Below are 15,681 nucleotides of genomic sequence, written 5' to 3' on the forward strand. Positions count from 1 at the left end.
AAATCAAAATTCTTTACCCGCGCCTCCAGTAGCACTTAAAAGCGATGGTGTGGTTAATGGTTGCGCGGTGAAAGTTGGCACAGTTTGTAAGAGGTGGCCGGGTTGATCTGAATAGGTTGCAGCAACAATTAAGTGGATCATCTGTCGATTTCCTCGGATCGACGATACTGGCCATCATGCCGGGATCGCGTAGCCGATCCGAGTAAGGCTAAGTATCCGCTGCCAGTTTCATGATGCCATCATCACTGGTCGTCGTGTCCCACAGGGCGCTTCACATCCTCACCGTGATCGTGCAACTTACCTGTCCTTTGGTCTTAGCGGCTGCCTTCTGACATGCGGCAAAGGCACCGCGGTTCTCGCGGGTCAGGCGTACCGCGTCAACAATTGCCCGCCAGCCTTCTGGATTGCCCGCGCGCATGAGGCGGATACCGGCATCCCATAGCGTAGGCTCGCCTAGCGTGCGACGGGCCACTCGTTCCGGCCAGAGCCAGCTTTGCGGACCGATGCTGGCCGCCCAGCCGGGATACATCAGCCACAGAAGCGAAATGGCCAGTGCCGCGCCGCCGCCGCAATAGAGCGTGTGCCAGCGCTGCCCCTCTTTGGTCCGAATGGTGCCGATCGCGCGCATCTGGTCTGCCTGGGCTTGATGATGCAATTCCAGCGACTTCTTGATGGTTGCCTTATCCGTCGCTCGTGCGGCATCCGCCGCCACGTCAATCCGCTCCGCCATGCTCTCCGGCGTCAACTGCATGGCGGGCGCGTCCATGATCTTCTGCGTATATCCTGCCAGCGTCGCGAGATAGCCGTTCATCTTGGCAAGCGTCGGGCCGTAGTCGGGGAATTCGAGGCTCTGCTTCTCTATGGCGATATGCTCAAGCGCGCGGGCCATTACCGCCATGCGCCCGTCTAACCGTTCTTCCATAGCGGCGACGCGCTCCGAGAGGTGCGTGAACGCCTCGGCGGCGGCATTGGGCCGGGGTTCCGGCTCCGGTTCATTCAAAAGGCTCTGCTCGTCGTCCATATCGTGGTCTCCTTGGGGTTAGCGGCTCATGCCGCGACCGATGTCGCGTCCGTGATCGAAGGGAATGGAGGATGCGAGATCATGAGACAGGCTGCGGCCCGCCTGCTGGCCGATCTCAAGCCCCAGTTCGCGACTGCGCAGGCCCAACACCGATTCAAGCTGGGCGTCGCGTTCGAGGCTCTTCGCCATGCCCGCCATCTGCTGCGCCGCACTTTTCGCGCCCCGGAAATTGCCGTCGCGCAAAAGCTCGGCATGATGACGCTGCAATTGCTGCCACCCTTCCACGAACCGGTCGGCTCGGCTGTAGGGGTCCATGCGGATTTCGGTTTCCAACTGCATCGCGCGCACGGCGGCCTGGCCGCGCCCGTCGGCGGCCTCGCGGACAAGCTCCGGACTACTGCGGAACGCGCTGTTCAAGTCGGACGAACCTTCGGGCCGGATAGCGTCCAGAGCATCCCGCGCCCTGTCGAACGCCTCGCGCTGGTGGGGCATGGCGTCCAATCCCTGCGCGCGGGTCTGCTGGATCACTTGCCATGCCCTGGCGTAGCGCTCCACCGCACCGCGCACGCCGCCTGCCCGAAGCGGCTGCGTGTCGTGGTCGGGCTGGTGCCGAACGGCCTGCTCCTGTGAGGGCGGCTCGGCCTTGGGCTGAAAGCCCGCAAATATGTCACGTTCCTGCTGCGGCGAGATATTGGGCCGGAAGCTGTCGAAGATACCGCGCGCTTTCTCGACAATGGGCCTGACGATTTCCGCGACCCGCTCGCCAAAGCTAATGCCGCGTCGCTCGGCATACTCCCTTGCTGGATCGGCTTGTCTGTAATCAGTCGCCATGTCCTTGCCGCGCTCGCGCGAGAGCGTCCGAACAAGCCGGGACTGATCGCGAAAATCGTCGCGGCCATAATGAAGGGCCATGCCGTCGCGGTGGCGGGACATAGCGACATAAGCCCCGTGCCGATCCATCCCCGGCGTCGCCAGCACATGCGCCTTGTCCACAGTCATGCCCTGCGCCTTGTGGATGGTGGCGGCATAGCCGTGGTCGAGGTCACGATAATCCTTTGTGTCGAACGAAACGGCACGCCCGTCATCGGTGCGGACGGACATATGGCCCTCGCTTATCTTCTCGATGGTTCCCAGCGTGCCGTTCTTCACCTCCAGACTGCGTTCGTTGCGCAGAAACATGATGCGGTCGCCAGATGCGAATAGCCGGTCGCCGCGCTCGGTCTTCACCTGTCGCTCGTCGCCTAATTCACCCGCATCGCGCATCGCCACGCGCGCAGCCTCGTTGAGGTCGCGCACCTCCACATTGGTGTGGGTCAGGATGATACGGCTGACGTCGGGATCAGCCTGCCGTTCGCGATCCCAGCGCTCGACAAGATCGCGCCGTGCATCCCCGCGTGTCTCGGCCTGATGCACCATGGCCTTGTCGGCATAGGCGGCAATGGCCTCGCCGGTTCTGCCGGTGGCAAGATGCCGGGTAGCGTGCTGCTGCCATCCTTCATGCTGGCGGCGAACCTGCGTGATCTCGACGCCACCATGGCGCTCATGGATCGCGCGGAACGCCGCGCCCGCCTCGATCGACTGCAATTGCTGTGGATCGCCGACAAGAACGACCTTCGCGCCAACCTCGGCGGCATGGGACAGGACGCGCTCCATCTGGCGCGTGCCGACCATGCCCGCTTCGTCGATCACCAGCACGTCGCGGGCATTGAGCAAGTCGCGGCCCTGCGCCCAGCCATGTTCCATACTGGCGATGGTGCGCGACGCGATGCCGGAGCCATTCTCCAGCCCCTCTGCGGCGATGCCCGCAAGCGCAGCGCCGCGCACGTTGAGGCCTGCGCTTTCCCACACGTCGCGCGCCACGCCCAGCATGGCGCTTTTGCCGGTCCCGGCATAACCCAACACCAGTGACAATCCGCGCTCGCCCGTTATATGGCGCAGCGCGGTTTCTTGCTCTGCTCCCAAGGCAAGGCCACCACTCTCGGCGGCGCGGCTGGCGTAGGTCGTCGCCGCCGAGAGACCATTGCTCTGGTCCATCGCAAGCCTGTCCGCCGCATGGCTCATCCGCTGCTCGGTTTCGATCATCTCGCGAGAGGTGAACCGATCATCGCCGCGCCCGTCCTTGCCCAGGGCGATCAGGTCCGGCGATCCGCGCACTGCGCGCATGGCGGAATTAAACTGCTCCTGTCCGTCGCTATGCCGGTGGATGAACATGGCCATATCGCGGTTAGTGAATGTCGCCTGTTGGTGGGTGATGGCGTTAAGGGCGATACCGGGATCGGCGATGATGCGTTCGCCATTCGCCCGCGCAATCTCGCGGTGTATCTCGGCGCGGTCGGCTTCCAGCCCTTGGGCATCCATCCTATGCGCGGGGCCGCCGATCTTGCTTTGCGGTTCGAGGTCGATGCCCTGATCGGCAAGGCTGCGGTGATCGATGCGGGCGTCTATATCGAGTTCGGCAAGGCGCGTGTTGACGTCACTCTCCCAGCGTTCGCGCCAGCGCTCGACATTCTCATGATCGTTCCACTCGCGCACCTTCGACCCGAAGCCAGCGGTGCCGTCCTCACGCTGCACAACCTCCCGCATCGTGAGCATGACATGGGCGTGTGGCTTGGGCTGACCGTCGGCACCAACGTCCCAATGCACATTGAGGTCGGCGATCATGCCGCGATCCACGAACTCGGTGGACACGAAATCGCGCGCCAGTTCTATGCCCTGCGCCTTGGTCATTTCGCGCGGAATGGCGAACTCGACCTCACGGGCAAGCTGGGCGTCCTTGCGCTTCTCGAATGCCTCGACATCGTTCCAGAGGCGCTCGCGGTCGCGCCATTGTTCGGGCGCGCCTTCGGGCAACATGATTTCGCTATGCTCGACGCCGGAGCGGGCGCGGAAATCATGGGGCCGGTCAAGGCGCTCGTCGTGCAGCCGCTCGCCCGCGCGATAGGCGGCGGCGGAGACGGCGGAGCGGCCCGTCGCGCGACTGATGACCTGAACGGAGAAATGGAAGATCGCCATGACGATCGTCCATCTACTACGCTCAAGCGCACGTCGGAACGACGTATAAGCGCGCCCTTCTCGAAAATTTCTCGGACGGGACTAGGCGGTGTCAGGCTGTCCCGGCGACTCTACTGCGCGGAGGGCGGGTTCATCTTATCATAGCGCCATCGTCACTCAATGGAGACTTTGCGATGCGTAAGCCCCGTAACTTTGATTCGGAACTCAAAGCCTTGGCCGACAAGGCAAAGGTGCTCAAGGAACGGCGCGTACGCCAGCTTGGCGAACTGGTGTCGGCGACCGGGGCCGATGCGCTTGACACCGATATACTGGCCGGGGCGCTGCTTCATGCCGTCACGGTGAAAGACGCGCCGACAAAGGAGGGATGGCGCAAGGCGGGCTCGGCCTTCTTTCTCGGCAAGGGCGGCAAACCTGCGGGCGGACCTTCTGGCCAGCAAAGCGGCACTCTCCCGCTCGACGGCGGCGCGGCATCGGCTTGAGGCACGAAAGGCGCGAACCGACATGCGGGATTGGCAGGTCAAGCGAAGGGAGAGAACGCGGCATCTGATCGAACTGGGCGGCCTCGTCGTCAAAGCGCGGCTGGTCGATCTGACCGATGATGATCGGGCCACGCTCTACGGCTCATTCCTCACCGTTGCTGACCGGCTGCGCGGCGAGGAACGCACCAACGCACTTGCCGTTTGGAAGCGCAAGGGCAAGCGGGCGTTTGAGGCGGAACAGGACGTCGGTTAGCGCGAAACCGATAAGCGCACATTGCTGTCCGGTTGTGCCTGATACTCGACCATTGCTGCCATGGGTGGACTGCTCTTGTCGCAGTAGCGCACGGTGATGAAGTCTTCTCGGATCGCAGGGCACAGGCCGGAGCCATAGAGAATGTCCGCCAGCGCGTCGAAGGTTGTCGCCTGGGCGCGATAGGCCCCGGTCCATCGCACAGTCCAAATGTCGTCATTCGCCTTGACCCGGTAGCCCGCCCTCCGCGCAACGTCCATGACCGCGCCCAGCACCGTGTCCGCGCGCACGTCGAAGTCCAGCACGGCGGACATGTCGGCGGGTTTGGAACGGACGGTTTGCGCGGACTTTACCCGCCATAGCGTTGCCTCGGCACCCGCCATGAAGAAGCACAGGCAGACAATGGCCAAGGGCAGATGGTCAACCCAGTCCATGAACCTGTCGGAGCGCCAGAACCGGCGAACGGGAACGAGCGGATTCCATCGGCCCTGTGGCGGGGCGATACGTCGCACGATCCGCCATGTCCGTTGCAGCATATTGGCGCGGCGAGCAGGCTGGGAAAGGGCTATCGCTGTCGTCGGCTCTGCGGGCGGCGGAAGCATCGGCGCAGGCCAGCTTTCGGCAAGCGAAGCCTGATGATCCGCGCAGGCGAACGCTGCCCGTACCTGCAATATCTTCACCCGCGCGAAAGCCCATGCCAGTTCCTCGTCCGAAATGCGGTAAGATTGCCCATAGCGGGCTTCGACATAGGCGCGGCGGATACAGCCGAATGCGCGACGCTCGAAGCGGCTGTCTCGCGGCCATGCCGAACATAGGTGCGGGTCCAGCGCTTCCGCCGCCTCGCGCAGTTCATCGAGCGCATGGGTGCGCGGGGCGTGGAGGCTGATCGACCGCAATACGCACAGATAGAAATGCTCGCACGCCTGATGCAGCATCAACGCTGCCATCGGCATGTCGCCCCGGTTCCGATAGAAAGCCGCGCCCGCCAAAAATCCAGTTCCGCGCTCATGCCACCGAATGAACTCCGCCACGCCCCGGATCGCCCGTTCCCGCACTGGAAGGCGGCGCGGCTCTTTCAGCCGCAAGCCCTCCATCTGGTAAAGCGCGATTCCCTGCTCGGCGATGGTGACGAAATGCGGGACGCCTTCGACAAGAGCACCGTTGATCCGCTCAAGGCTTTCCACCGCCAGCCGCACCGGGCGGGTAATTTCGCCATGTTCCCATGCGCGGCGGAGTCGATCACGCACCAGCCGCCAATCGCGTTCGCTGCGGGCAAGGCGGGGATAGTTGACGATGGCCAGCAGGCGGAACGCTTCCCCCGGCGCGATGTCCTCCCATTCTTTTTCGGTATGGGGGCCGTACAGGATCAGGGTGAGGATGCGGCCCGCCCTGAAATGTTCGGAACATCGGCCTTTGGTCGTTTCCTCGAATGCCTCGAACAGGATCGTGACGACGTGAAGAAGCTCGTCGCGGATCGGCGCGGCCGTAACATCAGTCACTAAGAATGGCGTTGTCACATATTACACATCGTCCGGCGATATTTACACTAAGATTGTCACGATCAGCGATAGCGTCCCAGGCAACCGCATTGTCACGATCGATAGCGCCTATGCGCAGATAATTTCAGATAAGGACGAGTTGGGGAAAGAGACGAAGTTTGAGTATTATACCGATACCCGCCTGCTAAAAAAGATCATCGCGCCGGAGGGCAACTACGCCGAATATATCTATGATCCGCGCGGAAACATTACCTGCACCATGCTTGTCTCCAAGACAGCACCGGCGGGGCAAACCTGCGCCTTTCCGAGCACCGCCAATAAAATCGTTACGGAAGCAACCTATCCCGCCGCGCAATCCGGGCAGGACTGGCATTGCCCGTCTGGCGTAGGTGCGGCGCGATGCAACAAGCCGCTGACCAAAAAGGATCCCAATGGTCAGATAACGCAATATGCCTATGACGGTGCCCACGGTGGCATCACGAAAATCACCCTTCCTCCACCAAGCGGCTCCATATATTGTCCATCGGCGGGCGTTGTATGTCCTGAGACGCGTTACACTTACACCTCCAGCTACTATGCACAATTTAAGAATGGCAGCGGGACAATCGTTAATTTCGCAACCCCTCTTACCCGCTTGACCAACGTTTCAAGCTGCCAAACAACCGCAAGCTGTCTCAATAGCTCAGACGAAACAAAATCAGTGTTTAGCTATGGTACGAGCAATGTCTTGCGTACCACAATTTCGGAAGGATCGGGGGACGGATCACTTACCGCGACCACGAGCTATACCTATGATAATATCGGCAACCAACTGACAGTTGACGGCCCACTCGCGGGGGCGGCAGACACGACGCGCACGCGCTATGACGCCTTACGCCGCGTCATCGGTGTCGTCGGCCCCGATCCAGATGGAGCCGGATCATTAAAGCATCGCGCCCAACGTTTTACCTATAATGGCAATAGCCAACTCACGGTTATGGAAATCGGCACGGTTAACAGTCAGTCCGATCCTGACTGGGCCAATTTCGCCAGCTATCGGCAGTTGACCTCTACTTATGACGCTGCGACAGCGCGCAAGACGAAGGACGTGTTGACGGCCTCAGTGCCACCAGTAGCACCTTCCACATATCAGGTAGTGCAATATGGCTATGACGTTCTTGGTCGTCCAGAATGCCATCTGTGGATGGCTCCCGCGTTGCAAGCATAAAGTGATGATCTGACGTTCCGTCGGGTGCAGTCGTCTGTCCGGCCTGTTGATGCAGTCGATGCAGACTGCTGGCCCTGATGGGGTCCGCGAACAAGGTCCGATCGGGTTTGCAGGCTATTACGCCTATGACATTCCTTGGGTTGTCCTTGTTCCCGGTCCGACCGGTTTTGCCATCACATCCTTCGCTCTCACAACCTCGTGAAGCTGATCTCCTCAGCTAAACTCTTGATCTATGCTGCCGCCAGCATCGGCGCATGCCCGCGTTCGAAGACGCCGCCGCGCGCCATGACCGCCCATGCGATCCGCGCCATCTTGTTGGCGATGGCGACCGAGGCGACACGCGCGGGCTTTCTGGCGAGCAATGCGACGAAGCGCGGATCGACCGTGCTGGGTTTCTGCTTGGCGTATCGGACGAGCGCGGTAGAGGTGGCCGGGTTTGTCTGAACAGGGATCGGCAACGGTTAAGTGGATCGTCTGCCGGGTTCCTTGCCTTGCCAATATGGGGCGTCATGCAGGGAGGGCATAGCCCGACCGGAGTGACGCCCCGTATTGGTTGCCAAATTCATGCTGCCATCATTACCGGCAGGTTGTCAAAATACGCCTGATCCGGCGTCCTGGCGGCGAGGCTCGAATGTGGCCTCCTTCCATTATAGAAGCTCAGATAACGACCGATCGACGCGCGGGCTTCGCTGACCCCGCCGTAGGCGCGGAGGTAAACCTCCTCATATTTCACCGAGCGCCACAGGCGCTCGACCATCACATTGTCGCGCCAGGCGCCCCGGCCATCCATGCTGATGGCGATTTCCTCGCGCAGCAGCACGCTGGTGAAGGCGTGACTGGTGAACTGGCTGCCCTGATCGGTGTTGAATATCTCCGGTTTCCCGAAGCGCGTCAGCGCTTCCTCCAGCGCTTCGACGCAGAAGTCGGCCTCCATCGTGATCGACACCCGCCAAGCCAGGACCTTGCGGCTGAACCAGTCGACGATGGCCACGAGATAGACGAACCCCCTCGCCATCGGGATGTAGCTGATGTCCGTTGCCCAGACCTGATTGGGCCGCACGATCGGCAGTTTGCGCAACAAATAAGGGTAGATCTTGTGCCCGGGGGTCGGCTTCGATGTGTTCGGGCGACGGTAGATTGCCTCGATCGCCATCTTCTTCATCAGCGTGGCGACATGCTGGCGGCCGATCTCGATGCCTTCCTGCCGCAGAAGATCACGCAGCATCCGACTACCCGCGAACGGAAATTCCAGGTGCAACTCGTCGATCCGCCGCATGATGGCGAGATCGGCAGGCGGCACCGGTCTGGGCAGATAATAAATGCTGCCCCGGCTGATCCCCAGCTCCCGGGCTTGCCGCGCCAACGGCAGTGCGTGCGAACGGTCGATCATCGTTTTGCGCTCGGCAACAGTCCCGCCTTCCCGAGCGCCCCTGACAAAAAATCGTTCACCAGCGTCAGTTCACCGATCTTGGCGTGCAGCGTCTTTACGTCGATCGCCGGCGCCGCAGCCTCGCTCCGCGTCTCGCTGCCAAATACACCGGCAGCCCCTTCCAGAAGCTGCCCGCGCCATTGCGTGATCTGGTTCGGATGCACGTCAAACTGCTGCGCCAACTCCGCCAGCGTCTTCTCGCCCTTCACGGCGGCCAATGCCACCTTCGCTTTGAATGCCGGGCTGTGATTCCGGCGTGGTCGTTTGCTCATCTCTACTCCTGTCACGCGGCCATCCTGGCCGCCGTCAGGCAGAAAATCCACTTATCCCGATGTGCAGTTTTGCCAGGCCACCTCTAACTGCCTGCCCCATCTGCCGCAGCCATCTGTAGATCTGGTTCGGCCGCAGATCGGCACGGCGGGCAATCTCCGCCACGTTCGCACCGGCGCCGAAACCGCCGCGACCAGTTCGCGCTTTTGCTGGTCGCTCCATACCCGCCGCCGCTCCGGCCCCGAAATTACCGTGATCTGACTCATCGCACCGTCCTTAGTATCGGTGCAAACACCGGCGCTTGCACCGGTGCCATCTCGAAATATCAGCCAATCACCGCAAGGCGGCCCTCACCGGAACGATACTGCCATACCGCATATATCTTCGAATATCTGACGGCTAGCCGTATGAGCGGTTACACGAGCGACCGCTTTCGGGACGTTACTGATGTCGGCTAAACGATCGAAATTGAGGCACAAAGCCGTCCGGCCGTTTTGCGCCACTTTTCGCCGTCCGGCACCTCGCTTCCGACTCCAGGAAGCAGTCATTCGTTCAGGTTTCCGCTGCCCATCTGGTGACAAAAAGCTGCCGGTCGGTCGTCGACGAATTTGCGGACATTCACGGAATTAGAGCAGCAGCCACTTAATTACGCCTGCGCCAGCAAGAAGGACCAGAGCGCACCCCCACCATGGAATGGGGGTGCCGTCGTCGTATTCTCCAAGATCAACATATCGGCGCACATCTCGTCGCTGCCTCACCCCGTATGCGTCGTCGCGGGATCGAATGTCGGCGTCATCAAGGTAGCGATGCACCGCCTCTGGCGTGGCGTCGATTGGCAGTTCCCGTTGTAACTGGCTCGCTAGCCGTTCCACTTCAGGCCAATCGGGAGGCTGTCGTTCCTCAACGGCCAAAATCGCCGCCAAGCGGCTGCGTAGTTCGTCGAATTCCACGGCCACAAACTACTGAATTGGGCGGTCGATGCAATGACCGCCATCCACCCATCCCGGCGATTTGGCCTGGTCAAAGACGTGGCGAGTCGCGCTGGTGCCGCCGGTCCGGTCTATATCCGCATGAAATCGAACGCGAGAGCGGCGCAGACGGGTGGTTAGCGGACTGGCGGCTTCGCTCGCAGTTTCAGGTGGAAGCAGCCTTACCGCTTTGCGCGAAACAGTTCTCTTTGCCCCTGATTGATAGAAAGCTCATCCCAATCAACCTCACGCATTGATGGCGGGAAGATTTCTCGCCGGTCATCATAGTCGTAGAATAGCGTTCCATGTATCCCCTGCGCTTCGCTCTTCAGAATGGGGCGATCCCACAGAGGCGAAATAACGCGGCCCGCTTCGGCGTCCCCAAGACGCGCAAACACGTCCTCAATGATTGCCATGTCACTATTCCCGACAAAAATCGCACCAAATTCATCGTCAGTGGCTTGAAACAGGCTGAAGGTCGCATTGAGCGCACCGTCAATGATCTGGATGTTTTTCATGAGCTTATTATGCGGAGGGCTGTGATGAACAGCAATGCTTTCGAGCGTCCGGTTTTGAGCCGAATTGCGAAGTTGCTTAGCGTCGGCAAATGGTCGATGGGCGACAGGCAGATGTTTCCGCCCACGATCGTGTCGTCTACCCTAAAGAGGACTGGCGGCTATCCCTTCCTACCCGCCGGTAAGGCGACATTCCGAAATCGGCCAGTTTGCGACAAATAGGTATTTCGAACGGGGACAACTACGCGACCGCCTGTAATCCCTTTCGCTGGATGATCGACAGAAGGCGCAGGGCTGGGCCACCGGGACGCTTAACGCCGCGTTCCCAATCCGACACCAGATTGCGCGAGACGTTGAGATAGGCGGCGAACACAGGCTGCGAGACATGCTCGCGTTCGCGGATCGCCCGGATTTCATCGCCTGCCAGCGTAGGGGCGGGGGCAAGGCACGTTTCATCGAATGTACGCAGCGTCGCGCGCGACACCACGCCCGCGTCATGGGCGTTGCTCATCATTTCATGGATCGCGCCCGCAATCTCGCTGCGATAGCCCTTATCCTTCATCACGGTTCCCATCGTCTATCTCCACCAGTGTTCCCGACGCCACCAGTCGGTCCAGTTCCCTGGCGCTCCATTCCAGCGCCTCGCTTGCCGCGTCGCGAAGCAGGGCCAGGTCCGCCTTTGATATGTTCGCCTGCGCACTCTTGGCGAACCCAAAAGCAAATATCGCCCTGTCACCCTGCCGGAACAGGATCAGCGTGCGATAGCCGCCCGACTTGCCTTGCCCGGTGCGCGCGACGCGCTGCTTGATGACGCCACCGCCAAGATCGGCATCCACCAGACCGCTTTCGGCGCGCTCCACGGCTTCACGAAGCGAGGCATCGGTAATCCGCTCCTTTCGCGCGAAGCGCTCGAACCAGCCATTTTTGAAGATGCGCGCGATGGCGGTTTTCCTGCTTCTGTAGCTGCATATAACACTTAGCGTTATATTTCAACTTGGATGGGGAGGAACGACGCGGCAGGGCCTTCTTGACAGAGCATAGACTGCAGGTGAGCATGATCCTGCTTCATCACTCCGCGACGGCGATCCTTGGAAAGGAGCGTCAAATGTTCGACTCGGCCTGACGCCTTGCGGATTTCCGCCGAAACGGGGCGGATGCGAAGGCTTGGCATGAAGTTTTTGGTACAGGCTGGGAAAAAATCTTCGCTGATTGTCATCAGAGAGAAGCCTACGCCAAATTCCGCCGTCTTCCGCCGCTGACCGCCAATTGCCGCCAGCGTTCACCGACCCATGAAAGCGTAGCTGCCTGCGCGCCCGGAACACTCTTGTCCGGGACGGCAAGGCATCCAATGCTCGTGGCCGGGGGCGCGTGCAACATCCTGATTTAAAGAGACTGCCCCATGAACAACAGTGATCGTATCATTCGCCTGAAAACCGTCCTCGCCCGCACAGGGCTTTCCCGCACGACGCTTTATCGCAAGATGGGCGAAGGCACTTTCCCACGCCAGGTGAAGATCAGCGTCCACGGCGCTGGCTGGCGGGAGTCCGCCATCAACCGCTGGATTGCCGATCCGGTAAGCTACCGGGAGGAGTTGGGCGTTTGATCCTGTTGCCGTGCTCCACCTTTTGCAGGCATGGGCACGGCAACATCGGCGGCTTCCGATCAGGCAGCTTGGCTCTTCGCCTTACCGAACTTGCCGGTAACGACCTTCTGCCCGTCGCGCAGCAAGTCGAGATGGTCGGACCAGTGCTGCATCATGCGGACCCGTTCGTCCCAATATTCGCCCCGCGTGTAAGCGCGACGCACCGCGTTGTTGTCGCAATGGGCAAGCTGCCGCTCGATCGCGTCGGGATGCCATAGTCCCATTTCATTGAGCAGGGTCGCCGCCATTGCCCGGAAGCCATGGCCGGTCATTTCATCCTGTGCGAAGCCCATGCGCCGCAAGGCGGCGTTGATGGTGTTCTCCGACATGGGCCGGTCCACCGAGCGGAGCGACGGGAACAGGTAGCGGCTATAGTCGGCATCATGTTCGATGGTGCCAAGGATCGCCAATGCCTGCCGGGAGAGGGGGATGGTATGGGCGCGGCGCATTTTGGTCTTGTGCGCGGGGATGGTCCACAGCGCCTTGTCGAAATCGAAGTCGGCCCATTCGGCGTGGCGGAGCTCGCCGGGACGGACAAACACATGGGGCAGCAGTTGCAGCGCCGCCTTGGTGTTTGCAAAGCCCTCGAACGCCTCAATGGCCCTCATCAAGCCGCCCACATTATCCGCGCTGGTGATGGCAGCCCTATGGACGGGCTTAGGAGCAATCAGCGCCCCGCGCAGGTCCGCTGCCACGTCACGCTCTGCGCGCGCCGTGGCGATGGCGTAGCGGAATATCTGGCTGCATGTACTGCGCAGGCGCTTGGCCGTCTCGTAGCGGCCTTTGCCCTCCATTTTACGCAGCATGGTCAACACTTCCTGCGCGGTGATGGCGGCGACAGGCCGCTTGCCCAGCGACGCATTGATAAATGCCAGCAGCCAGCGCAGCTTCTTCATCGTGACGGAGGAGCGGCCTTCACGCTCGACTTTCACCAGCCATTCGTCGGCAACCGCCTTGAAGCTGTTGGATGCGGCCACGGTCGCGGCAATCCGATCTAATCTGATCTTTTCGGCGGGATCGTTCCCCTTCGCCAGCACCTTGCGGGCGGCGTCGCGCTGCTCGCGGGCGTCGGCAAGGCCGATGTCGGGATAAATCCCGAAGGCCAACGTCTTTTGTTTGCCAAGGTGGCGATAGTTCATCCGCCAGTAGCGCCCACCATTGGGTGCCACATAGAGGAAAAGGCCATCGCTATCGGTGAGTTTATAGGGCTTGGCTTTGCCCTTGGCGTTTTTGATCGCAGCGGCGGTGAGCGCCATGATGGTATCTCCTTTTCGAGGAGGGTCGCGCTACCATCAGACATACCATCAAGTTGCTGGTATCCGGTGGTCCAAGACCGCTCCGTATGGGATACCTATGCCATGAAAAACCGCAGAAATCCGCCGTTCCCGGCATCTTCTGATACTCTCTGGGAGAGTATTTTGGTGACCCCTACGGGAATCGAACCCGTGTTTCAGCCGTGAAAGGGCCGCGTCCTAACCGCTAGACGAAGGGGCCGTTGGCGGCGCCACCGGATGGCGCTGCGAAGCGAGGCGGGCATTAGGAGGAGACGGCGCAGGGGTCAACCCCCCTTTTTCCTGTGTCGGATTTCTCCACCCTCAATCAGCCCAGGCCGCGTCCTCCAGATGGAGTTCGGCGGCCGGGCGGCTACCCCAGTCGTCGATCTTCGCCCGACCCGCGACCCATAGCCGCCGGTCGCGCGGCGCACCCAGTATCGCTTGCCCCAGATCGGTCTCGGCCTGCCGGAAGGCGATGGTCTTGAACGAGCGGCCATCCTCCCCGCCCATGATCGCGCGCAAATGGCCGTTACCCACGACATCGGCCTTGATCACGCGCATCGGCCCGGCAGCGATGCGCGGGGCTGGCCAGCCCGCGCCATAGGGCCCGCCCGCCTCGATCGCGGCGATAAAATCGGGATTGACCCCGGCGGGGGCCAGCACGGCGTCGATCAGCAGCGCCCGGTCGTCGCGGGCGCGGGCGACGGCTCCTGACAACCGATCGTCAAGGAAATCGGCCAGCGCATCGACCCGGTCCGCCGCCACGGTCAACCCCGCCGCCATCGCATGACCGCCGCCCGCGACCAGCAGGCCGCTATCCTTGGCCGCCATCACCGCCGCGCCCAGATCGACCCCGCTGATCGATCGGCCCGATCCCTTGCCCACGCCATCTTCGTCCAGCGCGATGACGATGGCCGGGCGGCCTGCCTTTTCCTTGATTCGCCCGGCGACGATGCCAATGACGCCGGGGTGCCAGCCCTGCCCGGCGATCACCGCTATGGCGCGATTGTCCTGGGCCGTCAGCAATGCCTCGGCCTGTTCCTGCACCGCCGCCTCGATCGCGCGCCTTTCTTCATTATACTGGTTCAATTGTTCGGCGATCCGCGCGGCTTCGGCAGGATCCTGCGTCGTCAGCAGGCGTACCCCCAGATCGGCCTGCCCGACACGTCCGCCCGCATTGATTCGCGGTCCCAGCGCAAAACCCAGGTCGTGGCATAGGGGGGCGCGGGTCAGGCGGCTGGCGTCGATCAACGCGGCCAGGCCAATATTGCGCCGCCGGGCCATCACCTTGAGCCCCTGCGCCACGAAGGCGCGGTTGAGGCCTTTCAATTGCGCGACATCGGCCACCGTGCCCAGCGCGACGATGTCCAGCAACTCCATCAGCGCCGGTTCGGCCCGCGTTGCGAACCAGCTGCGGGCGCGCAGCACCCGCACCAGCGCCGCGCTCAGAAGAAAGGCGACGCCGACCGCCGCGAGATGACCATGGGTTGCGGCCTCGTCCCCTTCATCCAGCCGGTTGGGATTGACCAGGGCCAGCGCCATGGGCAGCGCCGCGCTGCATTTATGATGATCGACCACGACGACATCGACTCCGGTGTCGCGTGCCATGGCCAGCGCCTCGAATGCCTGCGCGCCGCAATCGACGGTGACGATCAGGGTCGCGCCCTCGCCCGCCAGCCGCACCAGCGCCTCACCGGACGGGCCATAGCCTTCCATCAGCCGGTCGGGGATATAGGGTTTCGCCGTCAGTCCCAGGTCGCGCAGCAGGCGGATGAGCAGGGCCGCACTGGTGGCGCCATCGACGTCATAATCGCCAAAGATACGCACATCCTCGCCCCGCTGCACCGCGTCGGCCAGCCGTTCCGCGGCGGCATCCATGTCGCGGAACAGGCTGGGGTCGGGCATGAAGGCGCGGATCGTGGGGTTGCGGTGCGCCTCCAGCGCGTCGCGCTGACAGCCGCGCGCCAGCAGCAATTGCGTCACCAGATCGTCGGGCGCATAGCCCGGTTCGCGCGCATCCGCCCCCTCTCCCCGCCATTTCCAGGGCTGGCCAGTGATGGAGCGGGAGATGTTGAGCGCAAATGTCATGCCGCCGCTCTAGTCGCTTGCATGCAG

Annotated in this window: 17 protein-coding genes, 1 tRNA gene and 1 pseudogene; 4 read left to right on the plus strand and 15 right to left on the minus strand. The window is 61.9% G+C overall.

From position 1 onward, the window contains the following. Positions 1-3: 3 nt before the first annotated feature. The 3 genes from IWY39_RS07480 to traA form a co-directional block, all read right to left on the minus strand. The gene (locus IWY39_RS07480) at positions 4-141 is read right to left on the minus strand and encodes a hypothetical protein (protein ID WP_181316679.1); all 138 of its coding nucleotides are present in this window, start codon (positions 139-141) and stop codon (positions 4-6) included. Between the two features lie 130 nt (positions 142-271). Further along, on the minus strand, positions 272-1,021 hold the full coding sequence (locus tag IWY39_RS07485; protein ID WP_107124272.1) for a DUF6118 family protein: 750 nt from the start codon (positions 1,019-1,021) through the stop codon (positions 272-274). An 18-nt stretch (positions 1,022-1,039) separates the two neighbouring features. Then, positions 1,040-4,033 carry a Ti-type conjugative transfer relaxase TraA gene (gene traA / locus IWY39_RS07490; RefSeq protein ID WP_107124273.1) on the minus strand — a complete coding sequence of 998 codons (2,994 nt, stop codon included), beginning with the start codon at positions 4,031-4,033 and terminating at the stop codon, positions 1,040-1,042. A 173-nt stretch (positions 4,034-4,206) separates the two neighbouring features. Here traA and IWY39_RS07495 point away from each other — a divergent pair, with 173 nt between their 5' ends. Next, a complete protein-coding gene (locus IWY39_RS07495) occupies positions 4,207-4,512 on the plus strand; it encodes a conjugal transfer protein TraD (RefSeq protein WP_107124274.1) in 306 nt (101 codons plus the stop codon). A gap of 22 nt (positions 4,513-4,534) precedes the next feature. After that, positions 4,535-4,765: a conjugal transfer protein TraD gene (locus IWY39_RS07500; RefSeq protein WP_107124275.1), complete on the plus strand. Its 231-nt coding sequence runs from the start codon at positions 4,535-4,537 to the stop codon at positions 4,763-4,765. On the opposite strand, the gene IWY39_RS07505 is transcribed toward IWY39_RS07500, so the two are convergent. Continuing rightward, the gene (locus tag IWY39_RS07505; RefSeq protein ID WP_107124276.1) at positions 4,762-6,261 is read right to left on the minus strand and encodes a HEPN domain-containing protein; all 1,500 of its coding nucleotides are present in this window, start codon (positions 6,259-6,261) and stop codon (positions 4,762-4,764) included. The two genes, IWY39_RS07500 and IWY39_RS07505, sit on opposite strands and share 4 nt — an antisense overlap. A gap of 139 nt (positions 6,262-6,400) precedes the next feature. Between IWY39_RS07505 and IWY39_RS07510 the strand changes: the two genes are divergently transcribed. Next, complete coding sequence (locus IWY39_RS07510) at positions 6,401-7,468, plus strand: hypothetical protein (RefSeq protein WP_107124277.1); 1,068 nt, start codon at positions 6,401-6,403, stop codon at positions 7,466-7,468. Between the two features lie 230 nt (positions 7,469-7,698). On the opposite strand, the pseudogene IWY39_RS07515 reads toward IWY39_RS07510, so the two are convergent. The 8 genes and pseudogenes from IWY39_RS07515 to IWY39_RS07550 all read right to left on the minus strand — a co-directional run. Further along, positions 7,699-7,890 (minus strand): annotated as a pseudogene (locus IWY39_RS07515) (IS110 family transposase); the annotation flags it as partial. Between the two features lie 140 nt (positions 7,891-8,030). Beyond that, positions 8,031-9,169, minus strand: a protein-coding gene (locus IWY39_RS07520; protein WP_409994391.1) for an IS3 family transposase whose coding sequence is annotated in 2 segments (ribosomal slippage) — positions 8,031-8,900 and positions 8,903-9,169 — 1,137 coding nt in all. Because the reading frame shifts where the segments join, the coding sequence is not laid out codon by codon here. A 34-nt stretch (positions 9,170-9,203) separates the two neighbouring features. Continuing rightward, positions 9,204-9,389, minus strand: a complete 186-nt coding sequence (locus tag IWY39_RS07525; RefSeq protein ID WP_229380825.1) for a transposase — start codon at positions 9,387-9,389, stop codon at positions 9,204-9,206. Between the two features lie 404 nt (positions 9,390-9,793). Then, the gene (locus IWY39_RS07530; protein ID WP_145169976.1) at positions 9,794-10,117 is read right to left on the minus strand and encodes a hypothetical protein; all 324 of its coding nucleotides are present in this window, start codon (positions 10,115-10,117) and stop codon (positions 9,794-9,796) included. A 200-nt stretch (positions 10,118-10,317) separates the two neighbouring features. After that, positions 10,318-10,653: a hypothetical protein gene (locus IWY39_RS07535; RefSeq protein ID WP_107126507.1), complete on the minus strand. Its 336-nt coding sequence runs from the start codon at positions 10,651-10,653 to the stop codon at positions 10,318-10,320. A gap of 238 nt (positions 10,654-10,891) precedes the next feature. Further along, on the minus strand, positions 10,892-11,212 hold the full coding sequence (locus IWY39_RS07540) for a helix-turn-helix domain-containing protein (RefSeq protein WP_107126508.1): 321 nt from the start codon (positions 11,210-11,212) through the stop codon (positions 10,892-10,894). Further along, positions 11,202-11,636, minus strand: coding sequence for a type II toxin-antitoxin system RelE/ParE family toxin (locus tag IWY39_RS07545; RefSeq protein WP_409994389.1), 435 nt, complete (start codon positions 11,634-11,636; stop codon positions 11,202-11,204). The genes IWY39_RS07540 and IWY39_RS07545 overlap by 11 nt, the downstream gene beginning before the upstream one ends. Next, positions 11,633-11,866 (minus strand): hypothetical protein, encoded by a 234-nt coding sequence (locus IWY39_RS07550; RefSeq protein ID WP_107126510.1) that lies wholly within the window; start codon positions 11,864-11,866, stop codon positions 11,633-11,635. The genes IWY39_RS07545 and IWY39_RS07550 overlap by 4 nt, the downstream gene beginning before the upstream one ends. Before the next feature lie 183 nt (positions 11,867-12,049). On the opposite strand from IWY39_RS07550, the gene IWY39_RS07555 reads away from it, so the two are divergent. Next, positions 12,050-12,253 carry a helix-turn-helix transcriptional regulator gene (locus tag IWY39_RS07555; RefSeq protein WP_107124454.1) on the plus strand — a complete coding sequence of 68 codons (204 nt, stop codon included), beginning with the start codon at positions 12,050-12,052 and terminating at the stop codon, positions 12,251-12,253. Between the two features lie 59 nt (positions 12,254-12,312). Here the strand turns inward: IWY39_RS07555 and IWY39_RS07560 are convergent, their stop codons facing one another. From IWY39_RS07560 to recJ, 3 genes are all read right to left on the minus strand, one after another. Beyond that, positions 12,313-13,548 carry a tyrosine-type recombinase/integrase gene (locus IWY39_RS07560; RefSeq protein ID WP_107124453.1) on the minus strand — a complete coding sequence of 412 codons (1,236 nt, stop codon included), beginning with the start codon at positions 13,546-13,548 and terminating at the stop codon, positions 12,313-12,315. Positions 13,549-13,711: 163 nt separating this feature from the next. Next, positions 13,712-13,786, minus strand: a tRNA-Glu gene (locus IWY39_RS07565). A gap of 101 nt (positions 13,787-13,887) precedes the next feature. Continuing rightward, the gene (recJ, locus tag IWY39_RS07570; protein ID WP_107124452.1) at positions 13,888-15,654 is read right to left on the minus strand and encodes a single-stranded-DNA-specific exonuclease RecJ; all 1,767 of its coding nucleotides are present in this window, start codon (positions 15,652-15,654) and stop codon (positions 13,888-13,890) included. Positions 15,655-15,681: the final 27 nt, after the last annotated feature.

The sequence above is a fragment of the Sphingobium sp. JAI105 genome, from assembly GCF_015752145.1.
Classification (GTDB): Bacteria; Pseudomonadota; Alphaproteobacteria; order Sphingomonadales; family Sphingomonadaceae; genus Sphingobium; species Sphingobium xenophagum.

Bases quoted from the DNA above. Each gene is read 5' to 3' on its own strand.
- IWY39_RS07480 (WP_181316679.1), bottom strand. From the start codon at position 141: ATGATCCACTTAATTGTTGCTGCAACCTATTCAGATCAACCCGGCCAC.
- IWY39_RS07485 (WP_107124272.1), bottom strand. From the start codon at position 1,021: ATGGACGACGAGCAGAGCCTTTTGAATGAACCGGAGCCGGAACCCCGG.
- traA (WP_107124273.1), bottom strand. From the start codon at position 4,033: ATGGCGATCTTCCATTTCTCCGTTCAGGTCATCAGTCGCGCGACGGGC.
- IWY39_RS07495 (WP_107124274.1), top strand. From the start codon at position 4,207: ATGCGTAAGCCCCGTAACTTTGATTCGGAACTCAAAGCCTTGGCCGAC.
- IWY39_RS07500 (WP_107124275.1), top strand. From the start codon at position 4,535: ATGCGGGATTGGCAGGTCAAGCGAAGGGAGAGAACGCGGCATCTGATC.
- IWY39_RS07525 (WP_229380825.1), bottom strand. From the start codon at position 9,389: ATGGAGCGACCAGCAAAAGCGCGAACTGGTCGCGGCGGTTTCGGCGCC.
- IWY39_RS07535 (WP_107126507.1), bottom strand. From the start codon at position 10,653: ATGAAAAACATCCAGATCATTGACGGTGCGCTCAATGCGACCTTCAGC.
- IWY39_RS07540 (WP_107126508.1), bottom strand. From the start codon at position 11,212: ATGAAGGATAAGGGCTATCGCAGCGAGATTGCGGGCGCGATCCATGAA.
- IWY39_RS07550 (WP_107126510.1), bottom strand. From the start codon at position 11,866: ATGACAATCAGCGAAGATTTTTTCCCAGCCTGTACCAAAAACTTCATG.
- IWY39_RS07555 (WP_107124454.1), top strand. From the start codon at position 12,050: ATGAACAACAGTGATCGTATCATTCGCCTGAAAACCGTCCTCGCCCGC.
- IWY39_RS07560 (WP_107124453.1), bottom strand. From the start codon at position 13,548: ATGGCGCTCACCGCCGCTGCGATCAAAAACGCCAAGGGCAAAGCCAAG.
- recJ (WP_107124452.1), bottom strand. From the start codon at position 15,654: ATGACATTTGCGCTCAACATCTCCCGCTCCATCACTGGCCAGCCCTGG.